The organism is Streptomyces sp. Root1310, from assembly GCF_001426425.1.
Classification (GTDB): Bacteria; Actinomycetota; Actinomycetes; order Streptomycetales; family Streptomycetaceae; genus Streptomyces.
The window spans coordinates 1,490,090-1,513,158 of record NZ_LMEQ01000001.1 but is presented as its reverse complement, the minus strand read 5'-3'; the positions used below and the strand labels follow the sequence as shown (position 1 = coordinate 1,513,158).

General features: G+C 72.3%; 20 protein-coding genes and 1 tRNA gene. 15 read left to right on the top strand and 6 right to left on the bottom strand.

The genetic code is table 11. The annotated features are described in order from the left end of the window. Position 1: 1 nt before the first annotated feature. The 6 genes from ASD48_RS06620 (at position 2) to ASD48_RS06600 (ending at position 8,428) form a co-directional block, all read left to right on the top strand. Positions 2-1,657: a beta-N-acetylhexosaminidase gene (locus ASD48_RS06620; RefSeq protein WP_057600439.1), complete on the top strand. Its 1,656-nt coding sequence runs from the start codon at positions 2-4 to the stop codon at positions 1,655-1,657. A gap of 237 nt (positions 1,658-1,894) precedes the next feature. Continuing rightward, positions 1,895-2,788: an FAD binding domain-containing protein gene (locus ASD48_RS06615; protein WP_057600437.1), complete on the top strand. Its 894-nt coding sequence runs from the start codon at positions 1,895-1,897 to the stop codon at positions 2,786-2,788. Further along, positions 2,785-4,575, top strand: coding sequence for a 2Fe-2S iron-sulfur cluster-binding protein (locus tag ASD48_RS06610; protein WP_057600435.1), 1,791 nt, complete (start codon positions 2,785-2,787; stop codon positions 4,573-4,575). The genes ASD48_RS06615 and ASD48_RS06610 overlap by 4 nt, the downstream gene beginning before the upstream one ends. Next, the gene (locus tag ASD48_RS06605) at positions 4,572-6,884 is read left to right on the top strand and encodes a molybdopterin cofactor-binding domain-containing protein (protein WP_057600434.1); all 2,313 of its coding nucleotides are present in this window, start codon (positions 4,572-4,574) and stop codon (positions 6,882-6,884) included. The genes ASD48_RS06610 and ASD48_RS06605 overlap by 4 nt, the downstream gene beginning before the upstream one ends. Continuing rightward, positions 6,881-7,009 (top strand): hypothetical protein, encoded by a 129-nt coding sequence (locus tag ASD48_RS45910; protein WP_282438176.1) that lies wholly within the window; start codon positions 6,881-6,883, stop codon positions 7,007-7,009. The genes ASD48_RS06605 and ASD48_RS45910 overlap by 4 nt, the downstream gene beginning before the upstream one ends. Before the next feature lie 198 nt (positions 7,010-7,207). After that, on the top strand, positions 7,208-8,428 hold the full coding sequence (locus ASD48_RS06600) for an SUKH-4 family immunity protein (RefSeq protein ID WP_057600433.1): 1,221 nt from the start codon (positions 7,208-7,210) through the stop codon (positions 8,426-8,428). A gap of 33 nt (positions 8,429-8,461) precedes the next feature. Here ASD48_RS06600 and ASD48_RS06595 read toward each other — a convergent pair whose 3' ends face one another. Beyond that, positions 8,462-10,918 carry an endonuclease/exonuclease/phosphatase family protein gene (locus ASD48_RS06595; protein ID WP_057600432.1) on the bottom strand — a complete coding sequence of 819 codons (2,457 nt, stop codon included), beginning with the start codon at positions 10,916-10,918 and terminating at the stop codon, positions 8,462-8,464. Between the two features lie 169 nt (positions 10,919-11,087). Here ASD48_RS06595 and ASD48_RS06590 point away from each other — a divergent pair, with 169 nt between their 5' ends. The 3 genes from ASD48_RS06590 (at position 11,088) to ASD48_RS06580 (ending at position 12,636) form a co-directional block, all read left to right on the top strand. Beyond that, positions 11,088-11,456 (top strand): hypothetical protein, encoded by a 369-nt coding sequence (locus ASD48_RS06590; protein WP_057600431.1) that lies wholly within the window; start codon positions 11,088-11,090, stop codon positions 11,454-11,456. A gap of 67 nt (positions 11,457-11,523) precedes the next feature. Continuing rightward, positions 11,524-11,934: a hypothetical protein gene (locus ASD48_RS06585; protein ID WP_057600429.1), complete on the top strand. Its 411-nt coding sequence runs from the start codon at positions 11,524-11,526 to the stop codon at positions 11,932-11,934. A 297-nt stretch (positions 11,935-12,231) separates the two neighbouring features. After that, positions 12,232-12,636: a hypothetical protein gene (locus tag ASD48_RS06580; RefSeq protein WP_242432518.1), complete on the top strand. Its 405-nt coding sequence runs from the start codon at positions 12,232-12,234 to the stop codon at positions 12,634-12,636. 179 nt (positions 12,637-12,815) lie between these two features. Here ASD48_RS06580 and ASD48_RS06575 read toward each other — a convergent pair. Beyond that, a tRNA-Cys gene (locus tag ASD48_RS06575) sits at positions 12,816-12,887 on the bottom strand. 264 nt (positions 12,888-13,151) lie between these two features. Here ASD48_RS06575 and ASD48_RS06570 point away from each other — a divergent pair. The 6 genes from ASD48_RS06570 to ASD48_RS06545 all read left to right on the top strand — a co-directional run bounded on the left by ASD48_RS06570 (position 13,152) and on the right by ASD48_RS06545 (position 19,234). Further along, entirely contained in the window at positions 13,152-14,678 is a 1,527-nt protein-coding gene (locus ASD48_RS06570) for an MFS transporter (RefSeq protein ID WP_057600426.1), read from the top strand. A 58-nt stretch (positions 14,679-14,736) separates the two neighbouring features. Next, positions 14,737-14,934, top strand: a complete 198-nt coding sequence (locus ASD48_RS06565) for an Arc family DNA-binding protein (protein ID WP_057600425.1) — start codon at positions 14,737-14,739, stop codon at positions 14,932-14,934. Continuing rightward, positions 14,934-15,302, top strand: coding sequence for a Fic family protein (locus ASD48_RS06560; protein ID WP_057600423.1), 369 nt, complete (start codon positions 14,934-14,936; stop codon positions 15,300-15,302). The genes ASD48_RS06565 and ASD48_RS06560 overlap by 1 nt, the downstream gene beginning before the upstream one ends. A gap of 215 nt (positions 15,303-15,517) precedes the next feature. Further along, complete coding sequence (locus ASD48_RS06555; RefSeq protein ID WP_057600421.1) at positions 15,518-17,320, top strand: DEAD/DEAH box helicase; 1,803 nt, start codon at positions 15,518-15,520, stop codon at positions 17,318-17,320. A gap of 333 nt (positions 17,321-17,653) precedes the next feature. Beyond that, complete coding sequence (locus tag ASD48_RS06550) at positions 17,654-18,304, top strand: helix-turn-helix domain-containing protein (RefSeq protein ID WP_057600419.1); 651 nt, start codon at positions 17,654-17,656, stop codon at positions 18,302-18,304. A gap of 138 nt (positions 18,305-18,442) precedes the next feature. After that, positions 18,443-19,234: a S16 family serine protease gene (locus ASD48_RS06545; RefSeq protein ID WP_057600418.1), complete on the top strand. Its 792-nt coding sequence runs from the start codon at positions 18,443-18,445 to the stop codon at positions 19,232-19,234. A gap of 91 nt (positions 19,235-19,325) precedes the next feature. Here ASD48_RS06545 and ASD48_RS06540 read toward each other — a convergent pair whose 3' ends face one another. The 4 genes from ASD48_RS06540 to ASD48_RS06525 form a co-directional block, all read right to left on the bottom strand. Then, complete coding sequence (locus ASD48_RS06540; RefSeq protein WP_242432548.1) at positions 19,326-20,207, bottom strand: glycine betaine ABC transporter substrate-binding protein; 882 nt, start codon at positions 20,205-20,207, stop codon at positions 19,326-19,328. 86 nt (positions 20,208-20,293) lie between these two features. After that, the gene (locus ASD48_RS06535) at positions 20,294-21,157 is read right to left on the bottom strand and encodes an ABC transporter permease (protein ID WP_107104227.1); all 864 of its coding nucleotides are present in this window, start codon (positions 21,155-21,157) and stop codon (positions 20,294-20,296) included. After that, positions 21,154-22,404 (bottom strand): betaine/proline/choline family ABC transporter ATP-binding protein, encoded by a 1,251-nt coding sequence (locus ASD48_RS06530; RefSeq protein WP_057600416.1) that lies wholly within the window; start codon positions 22,402-22,404, stop codon positions 21,154-21,156. The genes ASD48_RS06535 and ASD48_RS06530 overlap by 4 nt, the downstream gene beginning before the upstream one ends. After that, positions 22,397-23,044 (bottom strand): ABC transporter permease, encoded by a 648-nt coding sequence (locus tag ASD48_RS06525; protein ID WP_057600415.1) that lies wholly within the window; start codon positions 23,042-23,044, stop codon positions 22,397-22,399. The genes ASD48_RS06530 and ASD48_RS06525 overlap by 8 nt, the downstream gene beginning before the upstream one ends. Positions 23,045-23,069 lie beyond the last annotated feature (25 nt).

The window sequence follows — 23,069 nt, the reverse complement described above, 5'->3', positions numbered from 1 at the left end:
TGTGCCTTCTGCATTCGACCTCGTCGACCTCGTCCCGGCGCCCCGTGCCGTCGACGGCCCCAAGCGCTGCGGTGTCGTCGTCGACGAGCACACCACCGTGTGGGCCGCGCCCGGCACGGAGGGCACCGAACGCTGGCTGCGCGCCACCCTCGGCGCCGCCTTCGGCGTGCCCCTGCGACCCGGCCCGCGGGACGCGCGCGACTCCGTGCGGCTGTGTCTGGACGACACGCTGGAGCCGGAGGCGTACAAGCTGAGCGTCCTCACCACGTGGGGCATCGAGATCCGCGGCGGAAGCCCGGCCGGCGTCTTCTGGGGCGCGCAGACGCTGCGTCAGCTGCTCGGCCGGCACGCCTTCCGGCGCGCCCCGGTGCGGCCGGGGATCAGCTACGGCGTCCCCCACCAGATCATCGAGGACGCGCCCCGCTTCCGCTGGCGCGGCCTGATGCTCGACGTCGCCCGGCACTTCATGCCCAAGGACGGCGTTCTGCGCTACCTGGACCTGATGGCGGCGCACAAACTCAACGTCTTCCACTTCCATCTGACGGACGACCAGGGCTGGCGGATCGAGATCGAGAGGTATCCCCGGCTGACCGAGGTCGGTTCCTGGCGGGCGCGCACGAAATTCGGCCACCGGGCCTCGCCGCTGTGGGACGAGAAGCCGCACGGTGGCTTCTACACGCAGGACGACATCCGGGAGATCGTCGCCTACGCGGCCGAGCGGCATATCACCGTGGTCCCCGAAATCGACCTCCCCGGCCACTCGCAGGCCGCGATCGCCGCATATCCGGAACTCGGCAACACCGATGTCGTCACCGGGTCCGCCGAGGGGGGCGCCGCTCTCCCCGTCTGGGACACCTGGGGGATCAGTCCCCACGTACTCGCCCCCACCGACCACACCCTGCGCTTCTACGAGGGGGTCTTCGAGGAACTGCTGGAGCTGTTCCCCTCGGAGTTCGTTCACGTCGGGGGTGACGAATGCCTCAAGGACCAGTGGCGGCGGTCGCCGGCCGCGCAGGCCCGTATCAGGGAACTCGGACTCGCCGACGAGGACCAGCTCCAGTCCTGGTTCATCCGGCACTTCGACACCTGGCTGTCCGCGCGCGGGCGTCGGCTCATCGGCTGGGACGAGATCCTGGAGGGCGGGCTCGCGGACGGGGCGGCCGTGTCGTCCTGGCGTGGCTACGCGGGCGGGATCGCCGCCGCGCGGGCCGGGCACGACGTCGTGATGTGCCCCGAGCAGCAGGTGTACCTGGACCACCGGCAGGACGGCGGCGTCGACGAGCCCGTGCCGATCGGGTTCGTGCGCACCCTGGAGGACGTCTACCGGTTCGAACCCGTTCCCGCGGAGCTGACACCGGGGGAAGCCGGGCACGTGCTCGGCACGCAGGCCAACCTGTGGACCGAGGTGATGGAGGACTCCGCGCGCGTGGACTACCAGGCCTTCCCCCGGCTCGCCGCCTTCGCCGAGGTCGCCTGGAGCGCCCTGCCCGCCCCTCGGGAGCGGGACTTCGCCGACTTCGAGCGACGGATGGAGGTGCACTACGAGCGGCTCGACGCGCTGGGTGTCGGCTACCGCCCGCCGGGCGGCCCCAGGCCGTGGCAGCGGCGGCCGGGTGTCCTGGGGCGCCCGATCGACGGCCCGCCCCCGAACCGGTGACACCGCCCGTCCCGGATAAACCCCGGCACGGACCCCGAAGAGTGGCAATTCACGCGCATCGGTGATGCCGTACGAAAACGGACCATCTGCCCGGTGAGGTGGGCGAATGCCTCCTAGCGGACCCCCGCGTTCGGGTGTTGCGAAGATGTGCCAGAGTTGCCACGTCCGCCCTGTCAGCACGTACCGTACGGCAGCACAGGTGGGACCAGGTGGGGCAGCGGGAAGGGGCAGCCGGTTTTGACCACGCACGCACCGCAGGCGGGGCAGGCCGTCACGCTGCCCACGACGCTGGACGAGGCCGTGGCGGCGCTTGCCGCCATGCCCGCCGCCGTGCCCGTGGCCGGCGGCACCGACCTCATGGCCGCCGTCAACTCGGGACAGCTCAGGCCCACCGGACTGGTCGGCCTCGGCCGCATCAGCGAGATCCGCGGCTGGCAGTACCAGGACGGCCACGCCCTGCTCGGCGCCGGACTCACCCACGCGCGGATGGGCCGCCCCGACTTCGCGGCGCTGATCCCGGCGCTCGCCGCGGCCGCGCGCGCCGCCGGCCCGCCGCAGATCCGCAACGCGGGCACCCTCGGCGGCAACATCGCCTCGGCCGCTCCCACGGGCGACGCGCTGCCCGTGCTGGCCGCGCTGGAGGCGACCCTGATCATCGCGGGCCCGGGCGGAGCCCGCCGTGAGATGCCGGTGTCGCACCTGCTGGCCGGCATGGAGATGCTGCGCGGCGGCGAGCTCATCGGGTACGTGCGCGTGCCGCTGCTGCACGCCCCGCAGGTCTTCCTGAAGGCGACCGGCCGCACCGGCCCGGGCCGCGCGGTGGCCTCCGTGGCGCTGGTCCTCGACCCCGCCCGGCGTGGCGTCAGGTGCGCCGTAGGGGCCATAGCGCCGATGCCGCTGCGGCCGCTGGAGGCCGAGCAGTGGGTCGCCCGGCTGATCGACTGGGACAACAGCCGCACCATCGTCCCGGAGGCGCTGACCGCCTTCGGGGAGTACGTCGCCGCCGCCTGCATCCCCGACCCGGTGCCGGGCGTGGACGGCTCCGTACCGGAACTTCCGCCCGCCGTACTGCACCTGCGGCGCACCGTCGCCGCGCTGGCCCGACGAGCACTGGGGAGGGCGCTGTCGTGAGCGACGACCAGCACGGACCCGGACACGGACACGGACAGGAAGACGGGCAGGGCCGGGGCGCGCCGCAGGGCGGCGGCCGCTGGGACCCGTTGCCCCAGGGGGACTACGACGACGGCGCGACCGCCTTCGTGAAGCTCCCCGAGGGCGGCATCGACGCCTTCCTGGCCGCCCGCGGCGACAGCCCGCTGGCCGCGCCGGGCCACGGGTACGTGCCGCCGCAGATAGCGGTGGCGCCCCCCACGGACGGCACCGGAACCTGGGCGGCCCCGGCGGGCGGCTCCGACTGGCCGCCTCCGCAGGACACCCCGCAGACGGTGGGCGACGACCGGTTCACGTACCACCCCGGCGCGACCGGCCAGTGGGCCTTCGAGGACACCTCCGGGCAGGCGGGCGCACCGCGGTCCGCGCCCGGCCACGACGTGACGGGCCAGTGGTCGATCCCCGTCGCGGGCGGCGACCTGCCCGACGAGTCGGGCGAGTTCACCACCTCGTCCCTGGTCGAGCAGTGGGGCGGCACGCCCCCGGCCACCCTGCCCGGCGGCGCGTCCGCGCCCTGGGCGACGGAACCGGCCGGCCCGACGGACCACGGCGCGCCGGACCAGGCGTGGGGGCGGCACCCCGACGAGACCGGCACGGCCGCGCGACCGGAACCGTCCGCGTTCGGGCACGCGCCGGAGCACGGCCCGGTGGCCGTGGACCCCGACCGGCACCACCCCGCCGCCGAGCACACCGGGCAGCACACGCACCCGAACGGGTCGTTCGCCCCGGAAATCTCCGCCGAGGCGTACACGGTTGCCCCGAACAGGCCCTCGGAGGCCGCCGGGCGAGACGCTCAGCGGGCCGCTGAGGCCGAGCGGACCGCCGGGGCGGCCGAGGACGCCGAGCGCGCCCACGAGACCGCACACGAGCCCGCCGAGGCCGCGCACGGCCCCGCGGAGCCGCCCGCCGAACCCGGCGCCCCGCACGGCGCCGCACGCGGCCCGGCCGAGCAGCCCGAGGACCGGTCCACCGCCGTGGACACCCCGCAGGATCCCGAGACGGACGCGGCCCCCGGCACCGCCGATCCGCGGGCCGCCGAGGCCGCCGGGCCGGCCGAGTCCGACGCGCCCGCGGACGAGCCGGACGACGCTCCGGCGCCGTTCCACGAGGAACACCCCCTCGCCGGCTACACGCTGCGCGTCAACGGCTCCGACCGTCCCGTCACCGACGCCTGGATCGGCGAGTCGCTGCTCTACGTCCTGCGCGAGCGGCTCGGTCTCGCGGGCGCCAAGGACGGCTGCTCGCAGGGCGAGTGCGGGGCCTGCAACGTCCAGGTCGACGGGCGGCTCGTCGCCTCCTGCCTGGTCCCGGCCGTCACCACCGCCGGCAGCGAGATCCGCACCGTCGAAGGCCTGGCCGTCGACGGCCGGCCCTCGGACGTGCAGCGGGCGCTCGCCCGGTGCGGCGCCGTGCAGTGCGGCTTCTGCGTGCCCGGCATGGCGATGACCGTGCACGACCTCCTGGAGGGCAACCCGGCCCCCACCGAACTGGAGGCCCGCCAGGCCCTGTGCGGCAACCTGTGCCGCTGCTCCGGCTACCGGGGCGTCCTGCGGGCCGTCCAGGACGTCGTCGCCGAACGCGAGGCGGTCGCCGCCGCCGACGCCGAGACGGACGGCGACGAGGCACGTATTCCGCACCAGGCGGGACCGGGCGCCGGAGGCGTCCACCCGTCGGCGTTCGAGAACCCCGCACAGCCCCACCCGCACGACCCGGCATACGGACAGGGCCAGGACGGAGGCCAGGCGTGAGCAACGAGACGGTCACCACGACGACCCCCCTGGATCCCGCCACCCCGGCCTCCGAGCCGATCCCGCACGGCCTCGGCGCCTCCCTGCAGCCCGCCGACGCGCGCGCCAAGACGGAGGGCACCTTCCCGTACGCAGCCGACCTGTGGGCCGAGGGCCTGCTGTGGGCGGCCGTGCTGCGCTCGCCGCACCCGCACGCGCGCATCGTGTCCATCGACACGTCCCACGCGCGTGAGATGCCCGGCGTCCGGGCCGTCGTCACCCACGAGGACGTGCCCGGCCGCGCCCTGCACGGCCGGGGCAAGGCCGACCGCCCGGTGTTCGCCTCCGACGTCGTACGCCACCACGGCGAGCCCATCGCGGCCGTCGCCGCCGACCACCCGGACACCGCGCGGATGGCCGCCGCGGCCGTCATCGTCGAGTACGAGGTGCTCGACCCGGTGATCGACCCCGAGCAGGCCTTCGAGGCGGAGGCGCTGCACCCCGACGGCAACCTGATCCGGCACATCCCGCTGCACCACGGCGACCCGTCCGCGGCCGGCGAGGTCGTCGTCGAGGGCCAGTACCGCATCGGCCGCGCCGACCCCGCCCCGATCGGCGCCGAGGCCGGCCTCGCCGTGCCCCGACCCGACGGCGGTGTGGAGCTCTACCTCGCCTCCACCGACCCGCACACCGACCGGGACACCGCCGCCGCCTGCTACGGCCTCGAACCCGAGCGCGTGAAGATCGTCGTCACCGGGGTGCCCGGCGCCACCGCCGACCGCGAGGACCAGGGCTTCCAGCTCCCGCTCGGCCTGCTCGCGCTGAAGACCGGCTGCCCGGTGAAACTCACGGCCACCCGCGAGGAGTCCTTCCTCGGCCACGTCCACAGACATCCGACGCTGCTGCGCTACCGCCACCACGCCGACGCCGACGGCCGGCTGGTGAAGGTCGAGGCGCAGATCCTGCTGGACGCGGGCGCGTACGCGGACACCTCCGCCGAGGCCCTGGCCGCCGCCGTCTCCTTCGCGTGCGGTCCCTACGTCGTCCCGAACGCCTTCATCGAGGGCTGGGCGGTCCGTACGAACAACCCGCCGTCGGGCCATGTGCGCGGCGAGGGCGCGATGCAGGTCTGCGCCGCCTACGAGGCGCAGATGGACAAGCTGGCGAAGAAGCTCGGCGTCGACCCGGCGGAGCTGCGGCTGCGCAACGCCATGGCGACCGGGGACGTCCTGCCGACCGGCCAGACGGTGACCTGCCCGGCCCCCGTGGCCGAACTCCTCCAGGCCGTCCAGGAGTTCCCCCTCCCGGCACTCCCGAAGGACACGCCCGAGGAGGACTGGCTGCTGCCCGGCGGCCCCGAGGGCGCGGGCGAACCGGGCGCGGTGCGCCGCGGTGTCGGCTACGGCCTCGGCATGGTGCACATGCTGGGCGCGGAGGGCGCCGACGAGGTCTCCACGGCGACTGTGAAGGTCCAGGACGGCGTCGCCACGGTCCTGTGCGCGGCCGTGGAGACGGGACAGGGCTTCACGACGCTGGCCCGCCAGATCGTCCAGGAGACGCTCGGCGTCGACGAGGTGCACGTGGCCCCCGTCGACACCGACCAGCCGCCCGCGGGCCCCGGCTGCCGGGGCCGCCACACGTGGGTCTCGGGCGGCGCGGTGGAGCGCGCGGCGAAGATGGTCCGCACGCAGCTGCTCCAGCCCCTGGCGCACAAGTTCGGCATGTCCACGGAGCTGCTCCAGATCACCGACGGCAAGATCACCTCGTACGACGGAGTCCTGTCGACGACCGTCACGGAGGAGATGCGCGGCAAGGAGCTGTGGGCGACGGCCCAGTGCCGCCCGCACCCGACCGAGCCGCTGGACGCGGCCGGCCAGGGTGACGCCTTCGTCGGCCTCGCCTTCTGCGCGATCCGCGCGGTCGTGGACGTCGACATCGAGCTCGGCTCGGTCCGGGTCGTCGAACTCGCGGTCGCCCAGGACGTCGGCCGGATCCTCAACCCGGCGCAGCTCACCGCGCGCATCGAGGCCGGCGTGACGCAGGGTGTCGGCATCGCGCTCACCGAGAACCTCCGCACGCCGAGGGGCCTGATCCGCCACCCCGACCTCACCGGCTACGCGCTGCCCACGGCCCTGGACGCGCCGGACATCCGGATCGTCAAGCTGGTCGAGGAACGCGACGTGGTCGCCCCCTTCGGGGCGAAGGCCGCCAGCGCGGTCCCGGTGGTCACCTCGCCCGCGGCGATCGCCTCCGCCGTACGGGCCGCGACGGGCCGCCCGGTGAACCGGCTGCCGATAAGGCCCCAGGCGGCGGTGGTCACGGACCGGTGAGCGAGCCGGAGCCGGGTCCCCGGCAGTACGAGCCCGCGCCGGGCGTGGGCAGGCTGCTGGGCTGGATCGCGCTGTTCGTGGTGGCGGCGGTGGTCGTGGTGCTCGGCGGCGTGTACCTCACCTGAGAGGTGATCGGGCCGATCGGGCCGATCGGGCCGGAAAGGGAACTCGGGGCGCTGCCCCGACGTCTGTCAGTGCGTGACCGGTGACGGGTGTGCTGGGTGTGTCCCGGGTGCGCTCGCTGGTCGGAGCCGTTGTCAGTGGTGCCGCATAGGCTGCGGAGCAGTGGGACGGCGCACGTAACTTTCCGCACGGGGGACCCGATGGGCACGACCAGGACCACCACCGCCACGACGACGATCATCTTCACCGAGGACGAGCTGAACCCGTACGTCTCGCACCCGCCGACGCGCCGCTGGCTCACCGGCCCCGGCCTGCCCGCCACTCCGGGCGACGCCGGCCTGCTGACGTTCGAGGCGCTGCGCACGGACGGCCTGCGCACGGTCGGGGACTCCACGGGCGACCCCGACGGCCGGCTGGCGGCGGAACTGCGCGACCGGCTGGTGATAGGCGGGATCCTGGGCGCCGGCGGCCGCGAGACGGAGTCCGTCCTGCTCGACGGCATGACGGGCGAGATCTCCACGACGTACTTCCTGCACGACCGCCCCGACCTGATGGATCCGCGCCCGCTCGCGCCCTCCCTGGAGAAGCTGGTGCGCTTCGCCACGGCGGTGGACGAACTGGCGGCCCTGCGCGGCCAGTTCGCCTGCTACGCGAGCCGGCTCGGGCCGGCGGCGGTGACCGAGGCGTCCCGGCAGCTGCTGGCCGTCTTCGAGGAGGGCGCGAAGGACACGGGCGGCGCGTCCGGCTCCTTCTGGAAGCTGGCCGCGGTGATCCGCCCGCTGGCGCTGGTGGCGGGCCCGGGCACGGCGTCCGGCCTGGCCCTGGATCTGCCGGTCCGGCTCCTGGACGAGGAGTTCGGCTCCGGCGAGATCGTCCGCTTCGAGGACGTCGACTGCCCGCGGGCGCTGACACACGCCCCGACCCGCCGCTTCCTGCGCGAGGTGGGCCTGCCGGAGGAGGTCGTCTGGTTCTCGCTGGAGACCGACACGCCGCTCCAGACCCTCGCCGAGTACTACGCGGACGACCGCGGCGGTGTCCTCACCGAGGAGCTGCTGCCCGCCGACGCCGACCGGCTGATCCGCCTGGGCCACCTTCTCGAGGACACCAGCCTGGTCGTCGACGGCGCCACGGGCGCGGTGCTGAGCTGGAGCGAGCCGGACCTCGGCCTGCGCCCGCTCAACGCCGACATCTCGACGCTGGCGTTCACCTTCTGGCTGATACGCCGTGAGCGGGCTCTGGACGCGGTGCACCGGCTGACCGAGGCCTACGACCAGCTCGCCGAGACGATGTCCCGCACCCTGGCCGCGGTCGACCCCGTCGCCTGCGACCCGACGCGGGTGCCGGCCGTCCCCACGGACGACGGCGGGCGCTACTGGCCGGCCGTCTTCGAGGACGAGGCGGGCGGGGGCCTGTACGCGTAGCCCCGCGCCCGCACCGGTCGTCCCGCTCCGCGGTCAGCCCTTGCGGCACCGGCCGACGTCGATCCGTACGACCTGCGGGTCGTGATCGCTGGCCTGGTCGGCGAACTCGGCGTTGATGTGCACCACGTCGTAGTCGTAGTGCGTGACGGCCGGGCTCGTGAGGATGTGGTCCAGGGTCTGCGCGTTGCCGTCGTACACGTAGGTGTAGCGCTCGGCGGCCGGCAGGGTGGTGATCAGCGGGGTGAGGACACGGCCGGCGGTGAGGGTGCCGACGGTCTGGGAGAACTCGTAGTCGTTGAGGTCGCCGAGCACCACGGTCTTGGCGTTCTTGTCCGCCGCGAGCAGGGACTTGACGAAGGTGTTCACCTCCGCCGCCTGCGCCTGGCGCTGGGTCTCCGAGCTGCGCGACGGCGGCTGGTAGCGGCCGTGCAGTGGCTGGTCGCCGCCCTTGGAGGTGAAGTGGTTGGCGATCACGAAGACCGTCTCGCCGTGGAAGACGAACTCGCCGACCAGGGGCTTGCGGCTGTTGTCCCAGGCGTCGGAGGCCGGGGCGATGCGCCCGGGGGAGGCGGTGAGCCTCGCGCCCTTCCTGGTCTTCACCACGCCGGTGGCCGTGACGGCGTCACCGCCGGCCCGGTCGGTGAAGGAGACCCGCTGGGGGTTGAAGAGGAGGACCTGACGGATGTTGCCGCCGGGCTCGCCGCCGTCCTGGTTGTCGGTGGGGGCGATGTAGCGCCACTGGTAGCGGGGGCCGCCGGCGGCGCGGATGGCGTCGGTGAACCTCTTCAGGGTGGCCTCGGAGGTGACGGTGCCGTTGCTGGTGGCGCCGTTGTCGTCCTGGATCTCCTCCAGGGCCACGACATCGGGGGAGTTGAGGTTGACGGCGACGCCGTGCGCGAGCCGGTCGATCTTCTCCTGGGCGTCCAGCGCGTCCAGGTTCTCCACGTTGTACGTGGCGACCGCGAGCTCGTCGCCCTTCTGCCGGCGGGTCACCTCCGGCTTCAGCCCGTTGTCGATCAGGGTGCCGAGCTGCGTGGCCTGGACGTTGTAGCCGCCGTAGGTCGAGTAGTCGAGCGGCCCGGTGGTGGTGCCGGACAGCTCGTCGCCGACGTCGGCCGAGGGGAAGGAGGCGGTGGTGGTGTCGAGCGACATGACCTCCAGCCGGCCGGTGTTCGGCCGGTCGTAGGAGGAGTAGAGCGTCCCGCCGCGGGTGGTCGCGTTCTCGTCCGGCTTGACGGTCACCCACAGCTCGCCGTACGCGTCGCTCGCGCCGACGACACGTGCGTCGGAGAACGCGACCCGCATCCCTTCCGCCGACTCGTAGAAGTCCTGGGCGTACACGGCCGGTTCGAGGGCGAGCGCCTCGATGCTGCCGCCTCCGGCGGCGGGGATGTACGCGCCGGGGACGCTGGTGGCGTCCACGGCGACGGCGGCGGGCAGCGCGTTGCCGCCGGACAGCACGGTCGCGGTCGCAGCGGTGAGCTCGGTGACCGACTGGCTGGTGCTGCTCGGGTAGTACTCGCTGACCTTGCCGCTCACCAGCACGGAGTCGCCGACGGCGACGGTGGGCGCGGCGGACCCGGTGTACACGAACACGCCCTCGCTGGTGCGGGGATCGGCGTCCGCGGCCGGATCCTGGATCCAGTACCCCTTGGACCCGGAGGTCCGCACCCCGGTGACGATGCCCGGCACCCGGCTGACGGTCTGCCCGGCGAGCGGCGAGAGCCGGGTGGTGCCCTGGATGTCGTGGACGCGGACGGTGCCGGGCGTGGTCGGATCGCCGCCGCCGTCCCCGCCGTCCCCGCCGTCCCCGCCGCCATCGCCCGAACCGGGCGTCTGTCCGGCGGAGTTGACGGGTGAGGGGGTTCCGGCCGACAGGTCGGCGGCATTGTCGTCGGTGTCGGCCAGGGCGGCGCCCCGCGCGACGGCGGCGGTGTTCGAGGCCCCGGTGGCCGGCCCGCCGCCCTCGCGCACGAGGGCGCTGCCGTAGCCGACCAGGTCGACGATCCGGCCGTCGGCGGCGCAGTCGGCGGCGGTCTTGCACGTCAGGGCGGTGGTGCCGGAGACCAGCGCGACGGTGCCGCTGGTCGCGCTCATGGCGACGGACCCGGTGGCGTCGGCGGTGGGCAGCGCGGTGCTCCCGCCGGTCCCCGCGGCCTCGGCGACGAGGAAGCGCCCGCCGGGGGCGACGGACCCGCTCAGCGTGGTCACCTGCCACAGCGAGGACGCCGACGGCGCACCCGGCAGGTACTGCACGCTGTACCCGGCCAGGTCGTAGGCCGCCGACCCCGCGTTGCCCAGTTCGACGAAGTCCCGGGTCAGGGTGGCCCCCGAGTTGCCGCCACCGCCGTACACCTCGGAGATCACCGCGGTGGCGGACGGCGTCGCGTAGGCGGCGGGCAGCGAGGTGATGGCGAACGCGCTCGCCACCCCTACGGATATGAGCGCGTAGGCGGCACGGCGGGATCTGTTTCCTACGGGTCTGGACACGCTGGAGGTCTCCTCGTACGTCGTGTACGGCCGATGACGGTGTGGGGGAGTCGGCTCAAGTTACGCGCGTAGAGAGGGGCTTGTTAAGGGGTCGTAGGTTAAATCGGGGGAACGGAAAGGTGTGTTGCCCCGATACGCGTCGTGCGCGCGGAACCGAGGAGGCCGCCCGATGTCGGGCGAGTGGCGCGACGCGACCCTGGACGACCTGGCGGCCGACGCGGTCGCCGAGCTGGACCTCCTGCGCGCGCGACCCGGCGTACGGCCGGAGGCGGTGGGCCTGTTGGCCACAGCGAGGGCGGCCGGGTCGTGCTGCGCGCGGCCGCCACCGTCCGGGACAGCCCGCCCTGGAGCATCCACCGGGTTCGCCACCGCGGCCGGCGGCTCCGGCCGGCACCCCCGGGCAACGCTGAGGACAGAGGTGTTCCCCGGCGCCGACCACCGCATCCGCACGGCCCACGGCACCCGCCCGGCACCCGGGTACTTCACCGCCCTGACCCACCGGATCAGAGGTCACGCGGTCAACCACCCGCTCGCCTAGCACACACGTGAGGGGGCCAATAGGCTGGTCGAAGGGGGTCGGCATGGTTCGATCCGAGGAGCCTTCCATGAGGAAGAACAGAAAGGGCGCCTGGCGCGCGACGGGAATCGTCACCGCACTCGCCACGGCCGCCGCGATCGCCTCCGTCGCACCGGTTCAGGCCCAGTCCACCGCTCAACTGTCCGCGTGGGTCAGCGACGGCTGGGGCGGCGGCACCATCACCAGCCAGCCCGCAGGCATCAACTGCCACCAGGCGGCGTGGGATCCGTACGCGGACGATCCCCCGCCACAGCCCTACCCGACCGGCACCTGCACGGCGAGCTTCCAGGTCGGCACGACGGTCACCTTCACCGCCACTCCCGACTCGGGTTCCTACGTCAATGACGGCCCCACACCGAACCCCGTCACCATCCGGACCGGCTACAACTTCACCTGGGTGATGTTCTGCCCGGACGGCGGCCTCTGTTCGGCAGGCTGACGACCCAAAGGGCGGCACCCCTGGAAGGGTGCCGCCCCTTTTTTTCGTAAAGAGCCCGGCGATTTCTCGACCACTCCATTGTCGTGGCGCTGCCCGCTAATTACCCAAAAGCCGTGCAAAAACAGGGAACAACGAAGAAGACGAGAAAGACGGATGAAAGGAAAGAGACAGTTCGCGATGGCGCGGTAAATAAACTCGATCGAGAAACATGCCCACCTGACGTAGGGTCACCACGGCTCGCCGGACTGCCCGAGCGAGTACAAACAGGGGGTATGAATGCGCCACAAGATTGCGGCCTTGACCGCGACCGTTCTTCTTGCCGGCGGGGCACTCGCCAACGCGACGTCGGCGTCGGCGACCGTCGATCCGCCGAGCGGTGGCTGGGACCACACGTGGACCACCTCGGACTCCAATCCGGGTGGCACGGCCTACATCGCCGAGTACGGCGACATCGTCTCGGTCTGCGACACGGACGCCGACGGAGTCTCACCCCGGGTCCAGATCGCCGTCCAGTACCCGAGCGGCGCGTATCACATCCGGTACACCCTCACCGCCTCGGGCGGAGAGGGCGCCTGCGCCTCGGCCCGTGCTTCCCAGGGTGGCATTTACGACCTGCCCGAGGACACTTCGATCAGCGTCGCGGTCTGGCTGGGCCCGGACTACGGCAGCGTGACCACGCACTACTACGTCAACGACCACTAGCCGGTCCGCAGGGGCGGGAAGCGCCCCTGCAGACCCTGCGTCGCTTCCCGTCCCGGTCGCCGGACCTCTGAGGCCGACCGGGACGGAATCCGGGCCGGAATCCGGGACCGACGGTCAAAAATGGGTGGCACCCCCGAGGGGGTGCCACCCATTTCGTTCTGCCTGGTGAGACCGGTCAGAGGCCGTGGCGGGAATTGAACCCACGTACCTCGCTTTGCAGGCGAGTCCCTAAGCCACTCGGGCACACGGCCAGGTCGGGGGTGGGGTGTTCGCCCCGTTCCGAACTTGGTACGTCGACCGTACGGGCGCGGCGAGGAGGGGCTCAAGGGGAACGCGGGGGCTGCAACGGGACTGCCACACGCCGTTCATGAAACGGGGGTGCGCGGTGGTGGCCGGGGGTCGGGGGGGGGCGGTGGTCGGTGGTCGGTGGTCGGTGGTCGTAGGACCATCGTCCCGGGCGTGGACCCGCCTTCCGACAGGGGTCAATGTCGGTTGTGGACCTTACGCTGGCCCTCATGGCTGCCCTCGAACCCCGCGACACCGGTGTCGCCGACGAAGTCCTGTCCGCCGCCGCCGTGGAGCGCCCCGGCGAGACCGACGGGATCCGTGACAGCGAACGGACGGGCGAGAGCGGCGGGCCCGGCGAGACCGTTCTCGGGCGGTCCTACCGTGCCCTGACGATCGGGATCGTCTCCGTGGTGCTCCTCATCGCCTTCGAGGCGACCGCCGTGGGGACCGCGATGCCGGTGGCCGCGCGGGAGCTCGACGGGGTGGCGCTGTACGCGTTCGCGTTCTCCGGGTACTTCACCACCAGCCTGTTCGGAATGGTGTTCGCCGGTCAGTGGTCGGACCGGCGGGGGCCGCTCGGGGCGCTGGGCGGGGGCATCGCGGCCTTCGCGGCCGGGCTGCTCCTCTCCGGGAGCGCCGGGGACATGTGGGTGTTCATCCTCGGGCGGGCCGTGCAGGGGCTCGGCGGGGGGCTGGTGATCGTCGCGCTGTACGTCGTCGTCGGGAGGGCCTACCCGGAGCGGCTGCGGCCCGCGATCATGGCCGCGTTCGCCGCCTGCTGGGTCGTGCCGTCCGTGGTCGGGCCGCTGGCCGCCGGTGCGGTGACCGAGCGGCTGGGGTGGCGGTGGGTCTTCCTAGGGATACCCGCCCTCGTGGTGCTGCCGCTCGCGCTCGCGCTGCCCCGGATACGGCAGCGGGCGGGCGGTCCCGTCGCGGGCATGGCCGCGGGCGCCTTCGACCGGCGGCGGATCCGGCTCGCCCTCGGCATCTCCCTCGGCGCCGGACTGCTCCAGTACGCCGCCCAGGATCTTCGGCCGGTCTCCCTCGTCCCCGGCGCCGCGGGCGTCGCGCTGCTCGTGCCGGCCGTGCTCGGGCTGCTCCCGCGCGGCACCTGGCGGGCGGCCCGCGGGCTGCCGTCCGTCGTGCTGCTGCGCGGGGTGGCCGCGGGGTCCTTCATCGCCGCCGAGTCGTTCGTGCCGCTGATGCTCGTGACGGAGCGGGGGCTGAGCCCGACCCTCGCCGGGTTCTCGCTCGCGGCCGGCGGGGCGACCTGGGCGCTGGGATCGTGGGTGCAGTCACGGCCGTGGGCGGAGCCGTACCGGGAGCGGCTGATGGCGCTCGGGATGGTGCTGGCGGCGGCCGCCATCGCCACCGCGCCCAGCGTCCTGGTCCATTCCGTGCCCGTCTGGACCGTGGCCGTCGCCTGGGGCTTCGGATGCCTGGGGATGGGGCTGGTGATCGCCGCGTCGAGCGTGCTGCTGCTGAAGCTGTCCGCCCCCGAGGAGGCCGGGGCCAACTCCGCCGCCCTCCAGATCTCGGACGGGCTGTCCAACGTGCTGCTGCTCTCGGCGGGAGGCGCCGCCTTCGCGGCGCTGGGCGGCGGGAGCGTGGCGCACACGGCCACGGCGTCCGCCACGGGCGCGGCGTCCGCCGGTTCCCACCCGGCCGCCTTCGCCGCCGTCTTCCTGCCGATGGCGGCCGTCGCGCTGTTCGGGGCCTGGGTGACGACGCGGCTGCGGGCGCAACCGCGGTAGAACAGTGTGGTCGTGTGGTCGTGTGGTACCGGCTGGTACCCGCCGGTACCGTCTACGCATGGCCGGACTGAACCTGCGCTTCACGGACGAGGAACTCGACGCCCTGCGTGAGCGCGCCCAGGCGGAGGGACGCAGCATGCAGTCCTTCGCGCACGACGCGGTGCTCAGGGCCGTGAACGAGCACGCGCGGCTCTTCGAAGAGGCCGCCGACCATGTGCTGAAGGCGAGCGCCGAGTTGAACCGGAGGCTCGCCTGATGCACTACCTCACACTGCCCGAGTTGCTGAACCTCACCCGGCGGCTCGAGGCGGAGGAGGTGCGCGACCACGGACTGCTGGACTCCGCCCTGGCCCGTCCCCGGTCGAGTGTCTTCGGGCAGGACGCCTACCCGGACGTGTGGCGGAAGGCCGCGGCGCTGATGGAGTCCCTGGCCCGCAACCACGCTCTCGTCGACGGCAACAAGCGCATCGCCTGGTACGCGACCTGGGTCTATCTGCACCTGGCCGGTCATCCGCTGGACGTGGACTTCGATGTCGACGAGGCCGAGCGATTCGTGCTGGACGTGTGCCAGGGCGTCCTCGACGTGCCCGGGATCGCGGCCCGGTTGCCGCGCTTCGCGCGCTGAGCCGGCGCCGCCCGTCTTCTGTGACCTGGGTCCCACCCGCACCCGACCCGGCCTTGTTCGCTCGTTGACGGCGCCGGGCCGCCGGTAGGGTGGCCCGGTTGTCCTACGCAGCCGAGAGCCGAGCCACCCACCCGTCAGCCGTCCTTCAGCCGCCCCACCGCCCCGTCCGACGCGCTTCGCGCGGCCCCTCTGATTCGACCCCGAACCCGGAGACCGTGACTACCACCGCCGCTTCCTCCACCCCCCATTCCCACCACCTGTCACCGGCCTTCCCGGGCCGAGCCCCCTGGGGCACCGCGAGCAAGCTGCGGGCCTGGCAGCAGGGGGCGATGGAGAAGTACCTCCAGGAGCAGCCGCGCGACTTCCTCGCCGTCGCCACACCCGGCGCCGGCAAGACGACCTTCGCGCTCACCCTCGCCTCCTGGCTGCTGCACCACCATGTCGTGCAGCAGGTGACCGTGGTCGCGCCGACCGAGCATCTGAAGAAGCAGTGGGCGGAGGCGGCCGCGCGGATAGGGATCCGGCTGGACCCGGAGTACAGCGCGGGCCCGCTCAGCAAGGACTACCACGGCGTCGCCGTGACGTACGCGGGTGTCGGCGTCCGCCCGATGCTGCACCGCAACCGGAGCGAACAGCGCAAGACGCTCGTCATCCTCGACGAGATCCACCACGCCGGTGACTCCAAGTCCTGGGGCGAGGCCTGCCTGGAGGCATTCGAGCCCGCGACGCGTCGCCTCGCGCTCACCGGTACGCCGTTCCGCTCCGACACCAATCCCATCCCCTTCGTCACCTACGAAGAGGGCAATGACGGCATCCGGCGGTCGGCGGCCGACTACACCTACGGCTACGGCTCCGCGCTCGCCGACCAGGTCGTCCGGCCCGTCATCTTCCTCTCCTACAGCGGCAACATGCGCTGGCGGACCAAGGCGGGGGACGAGATCGCGGCGCGGCTCGGCGAGCCGATGACCAAGGACGCGATCAGCCAGGCCTGGCGTACGGCGCTGGACCCGCGCGGCGAGTGGATGCCGAGCGTGCTGCGCGCCGCCGACCAGCGGCTCACCGAGGTCAGGAAGGCCATCCCGGACGCCGGCGCGCTCGTCATCGCCTCCGACCAGGAGTCGGCCCGCGCCTACGCCAAGCTGATCCGGGAGATCACCGGGACGAAGGCGACGCTCGTCCTGTCCGACGACACCGGCGCGTCCAGCCGCATCGACGACTTCAGCGGCAGCAACGACCGCTGGATGGTCGCGGTGCGGATGGTGTCGGAGGGCGTCGACGTGCCGCGGCTCGCCGTCGGGGTGTACGCGACGACCATCTCCACGCCGCTCTTCTTCGCCCAGGCCGTCGGGCGCTTCGTGCGGTCCCGGCGGCGCGGCGAGACCGCCTCCGTCTTCCTCCCGACCGTGCCCGATCTGCTCACCTTCGCCAACGAGATGGAGGTCGAGCGCGACCACGCCCTCGACAAGCCCAAGAAGGAGGGCGAGGAGGATCCGTACGCCGAGTCCGAGCAGGAGATGGACGAGGCGAACAAGGAGCAGGACGAGGACACCGGCGAGCAGGAGCAGTTCGCCTTCGAGGCGCTTGAGTCCGAGGCCGTCTTCGACCGGGTGATGTACAACGGCGCCGAGTTCGGCATGCAGGCCCACCCGGGAAGCGAGGAGGAGCAGGACTACCTCGGCATCCCGGGGCTGCTGGAGCCCGATCAGGTGCAGATGCTGCTGCAGAAGCGGCAGGCAAAGCAGATCGCGCACAGCAGGAAGCGGCCGGACTCCGAGGCCGACCTGCTGGAGCTGCCGGCCGAGCGGCGGCCGGTCGTCTCGCACAAGGAACTGATGGAGCTGCGCAAGCAGCTCAACACGATGGTCGGGGCGTACGTCCACCAGAGCGGCAAGCCGCACGGTGTGATCCACACCGAGCTGCGCCGGGTCTGCGGCGGGCCGCCGAGCGCGGAGGCGACGGCGGGGCAGCTGCGGCAGCGCATCGCCAAGGTGCAGGAGTGGGCCACCCGGATGAAGTGAGGCGAGGCCTCACCCGGGTCCCTGGTCCCCGCACGGGGGCGCGCACCGCGATGTCACGCTCCGTACGTATCGGGATAAATGCAAGTAGTCCATACCGGCCAGTGACCGGATTCTGGACGGAGCCTTCCGCTCAGCGAACCTGCTTCGCTACTGTCCCGCTACGCACACGCCCCGTGGCAGCGCCGCCGCGGAGCGCAGCCGTGAAGCGACTGGGCCCGGACACGCCGGGCCCATCTGTCGATCGGCGGCCTCTGAAGCGCGTCACTGACGGGACTCGGTGACGCATCCGCCGCGACGGAGGTTGCCGACCTCACCACTTAAGGAGTGGGCGTCGTGACCGCGGAGACCTCCCAGACGCTCGACCGAGGACTGAAGGTCCTCAAGCTGCTGGCCGACACCGACCACGGGCTGACCGTCACCGAACTTTCCAACAAACTGGGCGTCAACCGGACCGTCGTGTACCGGTTGCTCGCCACACTGGAGCAGCACGCACTCGTACGGCGTGACCTGGGCGGGCGAGCCAGGGTCGGCCTCGGGGTGCTGAGGCTCGGCCGCCAGGTGCATCCGCTGGTGCGGGAGGCCGCGCTGCCCGCGCTGCGGTCGCTGGCCGAGGACATAGGGGCGACCGCGCATCTGACCCTGGTGGACGGGACGGAGGCGCTCGCCGTCGCCGTCGTCGAGCCGACCTGGACGGACTACCACGTGGCGTACCGGGCCGGGTTCCGGCATCCGCTGGACCGGGGTGCCGCCGGCCGGGCGATCCTCTTCGCTCGGCAGAACGGGGCACGGCCCGCGGACGAACCCGGCTACACGCTGACGCACGGGGAGCTGGAGGCCGGCGCGAGCGGGGCCGCGGCTCCGCTGCTGGGCGTGACCGGCGTCGAGGGCAGCGTGGGCGTGGTGATGCTGGCCGACGCGGTGCCCGAGCGGGTGGGGCCACGGGTCGTGGACGCGGCACGGGAGGTGGCCGAGGCACTGCGCTGACGCCTCGCGCGGCCGCCGCGAGGGTGGCTTCGGGAGGGGCGGGGGGAGGGGCTGGGCAGGGACTGAGCCGGGGGCTCGCGGTCGGCGGGACGACATCCGGCCGTGAGCCGGAACGCGTCGTCACGTTAGATTGACCTCGTGCTCTCACGCCTCTCACGCCCCATGGCCCTCACCGTCTGCGCACTGCCGCTCGTGGCGCTGCTCGCGACGGCCGCGTTCGCGCCGCTGCCCTTCTCGGTGGCGCAGCCGGGCATGACGGCGAACGTCCTCGGCGAGAACAAGGGCACCCCGGTCATCACGATCACCGGCGCGCCCGTCCGGGACACGAGCGGGCAGCTGCGGATGACGACGATCGAGGCGACCAACCCCGACACGGACGTCCGCCTCTCCGACGTCGTCGACGGCTGGTTCCGTACCGACCAGGCGATCATGCCGCGCGACTCCGTCTACCCCAGCGGGGAGAGCACCAAGGAGATCGAGCAGCACAACACCGAGCAGATGCGGCAGTCCCAGGACGCCGCGACCGAGGCCGCGCTGACGTATCTCGACCGCACTGACGACGGCATCAAGGTCACCCTGAAGCTGTCCGACGTGGGCGGCCCCAGCGCCGGCCTGCTGTTCTCGCTCGGCATCGTCGACAAACTCGACGGCGACGGCAGCGGCGGTGACCTCACCGGCGGCCGCACGATCGCCGGCACCGGGACCATCGAGGCCGACGGCACGGTCGGCGCGGTCGGCGGCGTCGCCCTGAAGACGCAGGCCGCCCGGCGGGACGGGGCGACGGTGTTCCTGGTGCCCAAGGCCGAGTGCGCCGACGCCAAGGCCGAGCTGCCGAAGGGGCTGCGACTGATCCCGGTCACCACCCTGAAGAACACGGTGACCGCCCTGACCGCCCTGCAGAAGGGCAAGGGCTCGGTACCGAGCTGTTAGGCGACCGCCACCGCGACGTCGGGCAGATACATGTCGGGCCGCGTCGGCGCACGGCTTTCCCGCGCGGCCGGCAAGTCCCCTTCGCGCGCGGTTACTTGACGAACCCTTCCTTCTTCATCCAGTCCAGGGCCACCTGGTGGGGGTCCTCCCCGTCGACGTCCACCTTGGCGTTGAGGTCCTGGGCCACCGTGTTGTCCAGCTTCTTCGTCACCGGGTCGATGACCTTCGCGATCGCCGGCCACTTCTTCAGCGTCTTGGAGTTGATCACGGGGGCCGCGTTGTAGTTGGGGAAGAACTTCTTGTCGTCGGCCATCACCACCAGGTTCATGGACTTGATGCGCCCGTCGGTGGTGAACACCTCCCCGTAGGTGCAGGCCCCCTTCTGGACCTGGGTGTAGATGATGCCGGTGTCCATCTGGGTGATCCGCGACGCCGGCACGGACATCCCGTACGCCTTCTCCATGCCGGGCAGCCCGTCCGCGCGGTTGGCGAACTCGCTCTCCACGCAGAGCGTCACGGCCTTCGGGTCGGACTTCGACAGCGTGGCCACCTGCGACAGCGTCCTGGTGCCGTACTTCTTGAAGTTGGCCTGGTTCATGGCCAGCGCGTAGGTGTTGTTCAGCCGCGACGGCGGCAGCCAGGTCACGCCGTTCTTCAGGTCGGCGTCGTGCACGGCCTGCCACTGCTGCTGCGGATCGGGGATGGGCTCGCTGTTGCCCTGGTAGGTGATCCAGGCGGTGCCCGTGTACTCGTACATGGCGTCGGCGTCGCCGTTCCTGACCGCCTCGCGTGAGCCGATGGAGCCCTGGATGCCGGTGCGGTCCAGGACGTCCGCGCCGGCCGCCTGGAAGGCGATGCCCATCATCGCGCCGAGGATGAGGTTCTCGGTGAACGACTTGGACGTCACGGTGAGATCGGCGCCCTTGAGCGGCTCGCCCTGTCCGATCGACCCGGGCGAGACGTCGTCGACCATGGGGGAGCCGCTGGTGAGACCGCACCCGGCCAGCCAGCAGCCGGTCAGCGCCGCCAGCGCCCCGGCGATCACCGGGCGGGGGCGCCTCACGAGTCCACCTCCAACCCCCGCGGCCGCAGCAGCACTTCCGCCAGTGAGGCCAGCCAGTCGACGAGCAGGGCCAGCGAGACGGTGAGGATCGAGCCCAGGACCAGTACCGGCATGCGCTGGTTGGTGATGCCGGTGGTGATCAGCACGCCCAGGCCGCCGCCCCCGCCGAAGGTCGCCAGCGTCGCCGTGCCGACGTTGAGGACGAGGGCGGTCCGCACGCCGGCCAGGATCAGCGGGACGGCCAGCGGCAGTTCGACCTTGCGGAGCACCCCCAGCGCGGACATCCCGATGCCGCGGGCCGCCTCCAGCAGCGTCGGGTCGTTCGACTTCAGGCCCGCGATGGTGTTGGCGAGCACCGGCAGGATGGCGTAGGCGATGATGCCGATCAGGGCGGCCTTCGTGCCCGTGCCCAGCCAGATCACCAGCAGGGCGAGCAGACCGATGGCCGGTGTCGCCTGCCCCATGTTGGCGACGGCCATCGCGAACGGTGTCGCTCTGCGCAGCGAACCCCGGGTCAGCAGGATGCCGAGCGGGATGGCGATGATCAGCACGAAGAAGGTGGAGATCACCGTGAGCTGCACCTGCTGCCACAGCGCCTTCGACACCTGCCCGTTCGACAGCGCGTTCTCCGAGAGCGGGTCCAGGTCCGCCTGCTGGAACCACAGCCAGGTCGCGAGCAGCAGGGCGACCAGGAAGGCGGGCAGGAAGGTCAGCTTCTGCCAGGTGAGACGTCGGCGGGGCGGCGCCGTCGGCGGGGTCCTGGTCTCCCGCGGCTCGTCCCCGGTCCCGTCGCGCGGCCCGGGAGTCCCGTCCGGACCGGCGCCGTCACCGGCTTTCTGGTGCAGGTCGGGGATGCTCACGCCTTCGCCTCTCCGCCCGGGCCCTCCTGTTCCGCGTGCGTCTGCGCGGCCCGGGCCTCCTCCAGCTCGTGTTGGGCCTCCAGCGCCTCCAGCCGGTCGGCCTCCAGCAGCTCGTGCACGGAGTTCAGCAGCGTCTCCATGTCGACGACCCCGGTGTACTCGCCCCGCCGCCCGGTGACCGCGACCCGCCCGGTGTTGTCGGTGAGCACCGCCTCCAGGGCGTCCCGCAGGGTGGCGTCCTTCGTCACCGTGTCGCTGACCAGGGTTCCGGCCCGGGCCAGCGAGCCCCTGGCCCGCATCAGATCCCCGCGGCGCAGCCATTTGTAGGGGCGTCCGCGCTGGTCGAGGAGCAGGATCTCGTTCGTACCGCTGGAGCGCAGCTTGTTGAAGATTGTCTGGAGCGGGTCGTCGACGGTCACCGTCGGGTAGTCGGTGATCTCCACGTCCCGCACCCGGCTCAGGTTGAGCCGCTTCAGCGCCGCCCCCGCCCCCACGAACCCGGACACGAAGTCGTCCGCCGGGTTGGTGAGGATCGCCTCCGGGGTGTCGAACTGGGCGATGTGCGAGCGTTCGCGCAGCACCGCGATCCGGTCGCCCAGCTTGATCGCCTCGTCGAAGTCGTGGGTGACGAACACGATCGTCTTGTGCAGCTCGTGCTGGAGCCGGATCAGCTCGTCCTGGAGGTGGTCGCGGGTGATCGGGTCGACCGCGCCGAACGGCTCGTCCATCAGCAGGACGGGCGGATCCGCCGCCAACGCCCTCGCCACACCCACCCGTTGCTGCTGCCCGCCGGACAGCTGGCGAGGATAGCGGCCGTGGAACTCGCCGGGGTCGAGCCCGACCAGGTCGAGCATCTCCTCCACCCGGTCCCGGATCCGGGACTTCGGCCAGCCGATCATCTTCGGCACGAGCGCGATGTTCTGCGCGACCGTCATGTGCGGGAAGAGCCCGGACGACTGGATGGCGTACCCGACCTTGCGGCGCAGCTTCACCGGGTCGATGTCGGTGACGTCCTCGCCGTTGATCCGGATCCGGCCGCCGCTCGGCTCGATCAGCCGGTTGATCATCTTCAGCGTGGTCGACTTCCCGCAGCCCGAGGGGCCGACGAAGATGACGGTCTCGCCCGCCTTGATCTCCATGGTGACGTTGTCGACGGCGGGGTTGGGGTTGCCCGGATAGCGCTTGGTGAGGTTCACCAGCTCGATCGTCGCCCCGTGGGCGCCGCCGTCGGACTCGGTCTCAGACACGGATCCCCCTGGGAATCGTCAGCCGTCCGATGAGGACGTACGCGGCGTCGAACAGCAGGGCCAGGACGATGATCCCGAGCGTGCCCGCCAGGACCTGGTTGAGCGCGTTCTTGCTGCCGAGCGAGGCGATGCCGCGGAAGATCTCGTTGCCCAGGCCGGGCCCGGAGGCGTACGCGGCGATGGCGGCGATGCCCATCAGCATCTGGGTCGAGACCCGGATCCCGGTCAGGATCGGCGGCCAGGCCAGCGGCAGCTCGACCCGCAGCAGCCGCATCGCCGAGGACATCCCGATGCCCTTGGCCGCGTCCACGAGCGTGGGATCGACGCCGCGCAGGCCCACGATCGCGTTGCGCACCACCGGCAGCAGCCCGTACAGGGTCAGCGCGATCACCGTCGGCGGTACGCCCAGCCCCACGAGCGGGATCAGCAGACCGATCATCGCGAGCGACGGGACGGTCAGGATCGCCGAGGTGCCGACGGTGGCGAGGTTGCCCGCCCAGCCGCTGCGGTAGGTGACGACCCCGATCACGACGCCGATCAGGGTCGCCATGAGCATGCACTGGAAGACGAGGCTGGCCTGCTGGTAGGCGTCGGTGAACAGCTGCTGGTGACGGTTGACCACGTACTCCCAGAAGTTCACGCCCTCACCGCCCCATGTCGACCGG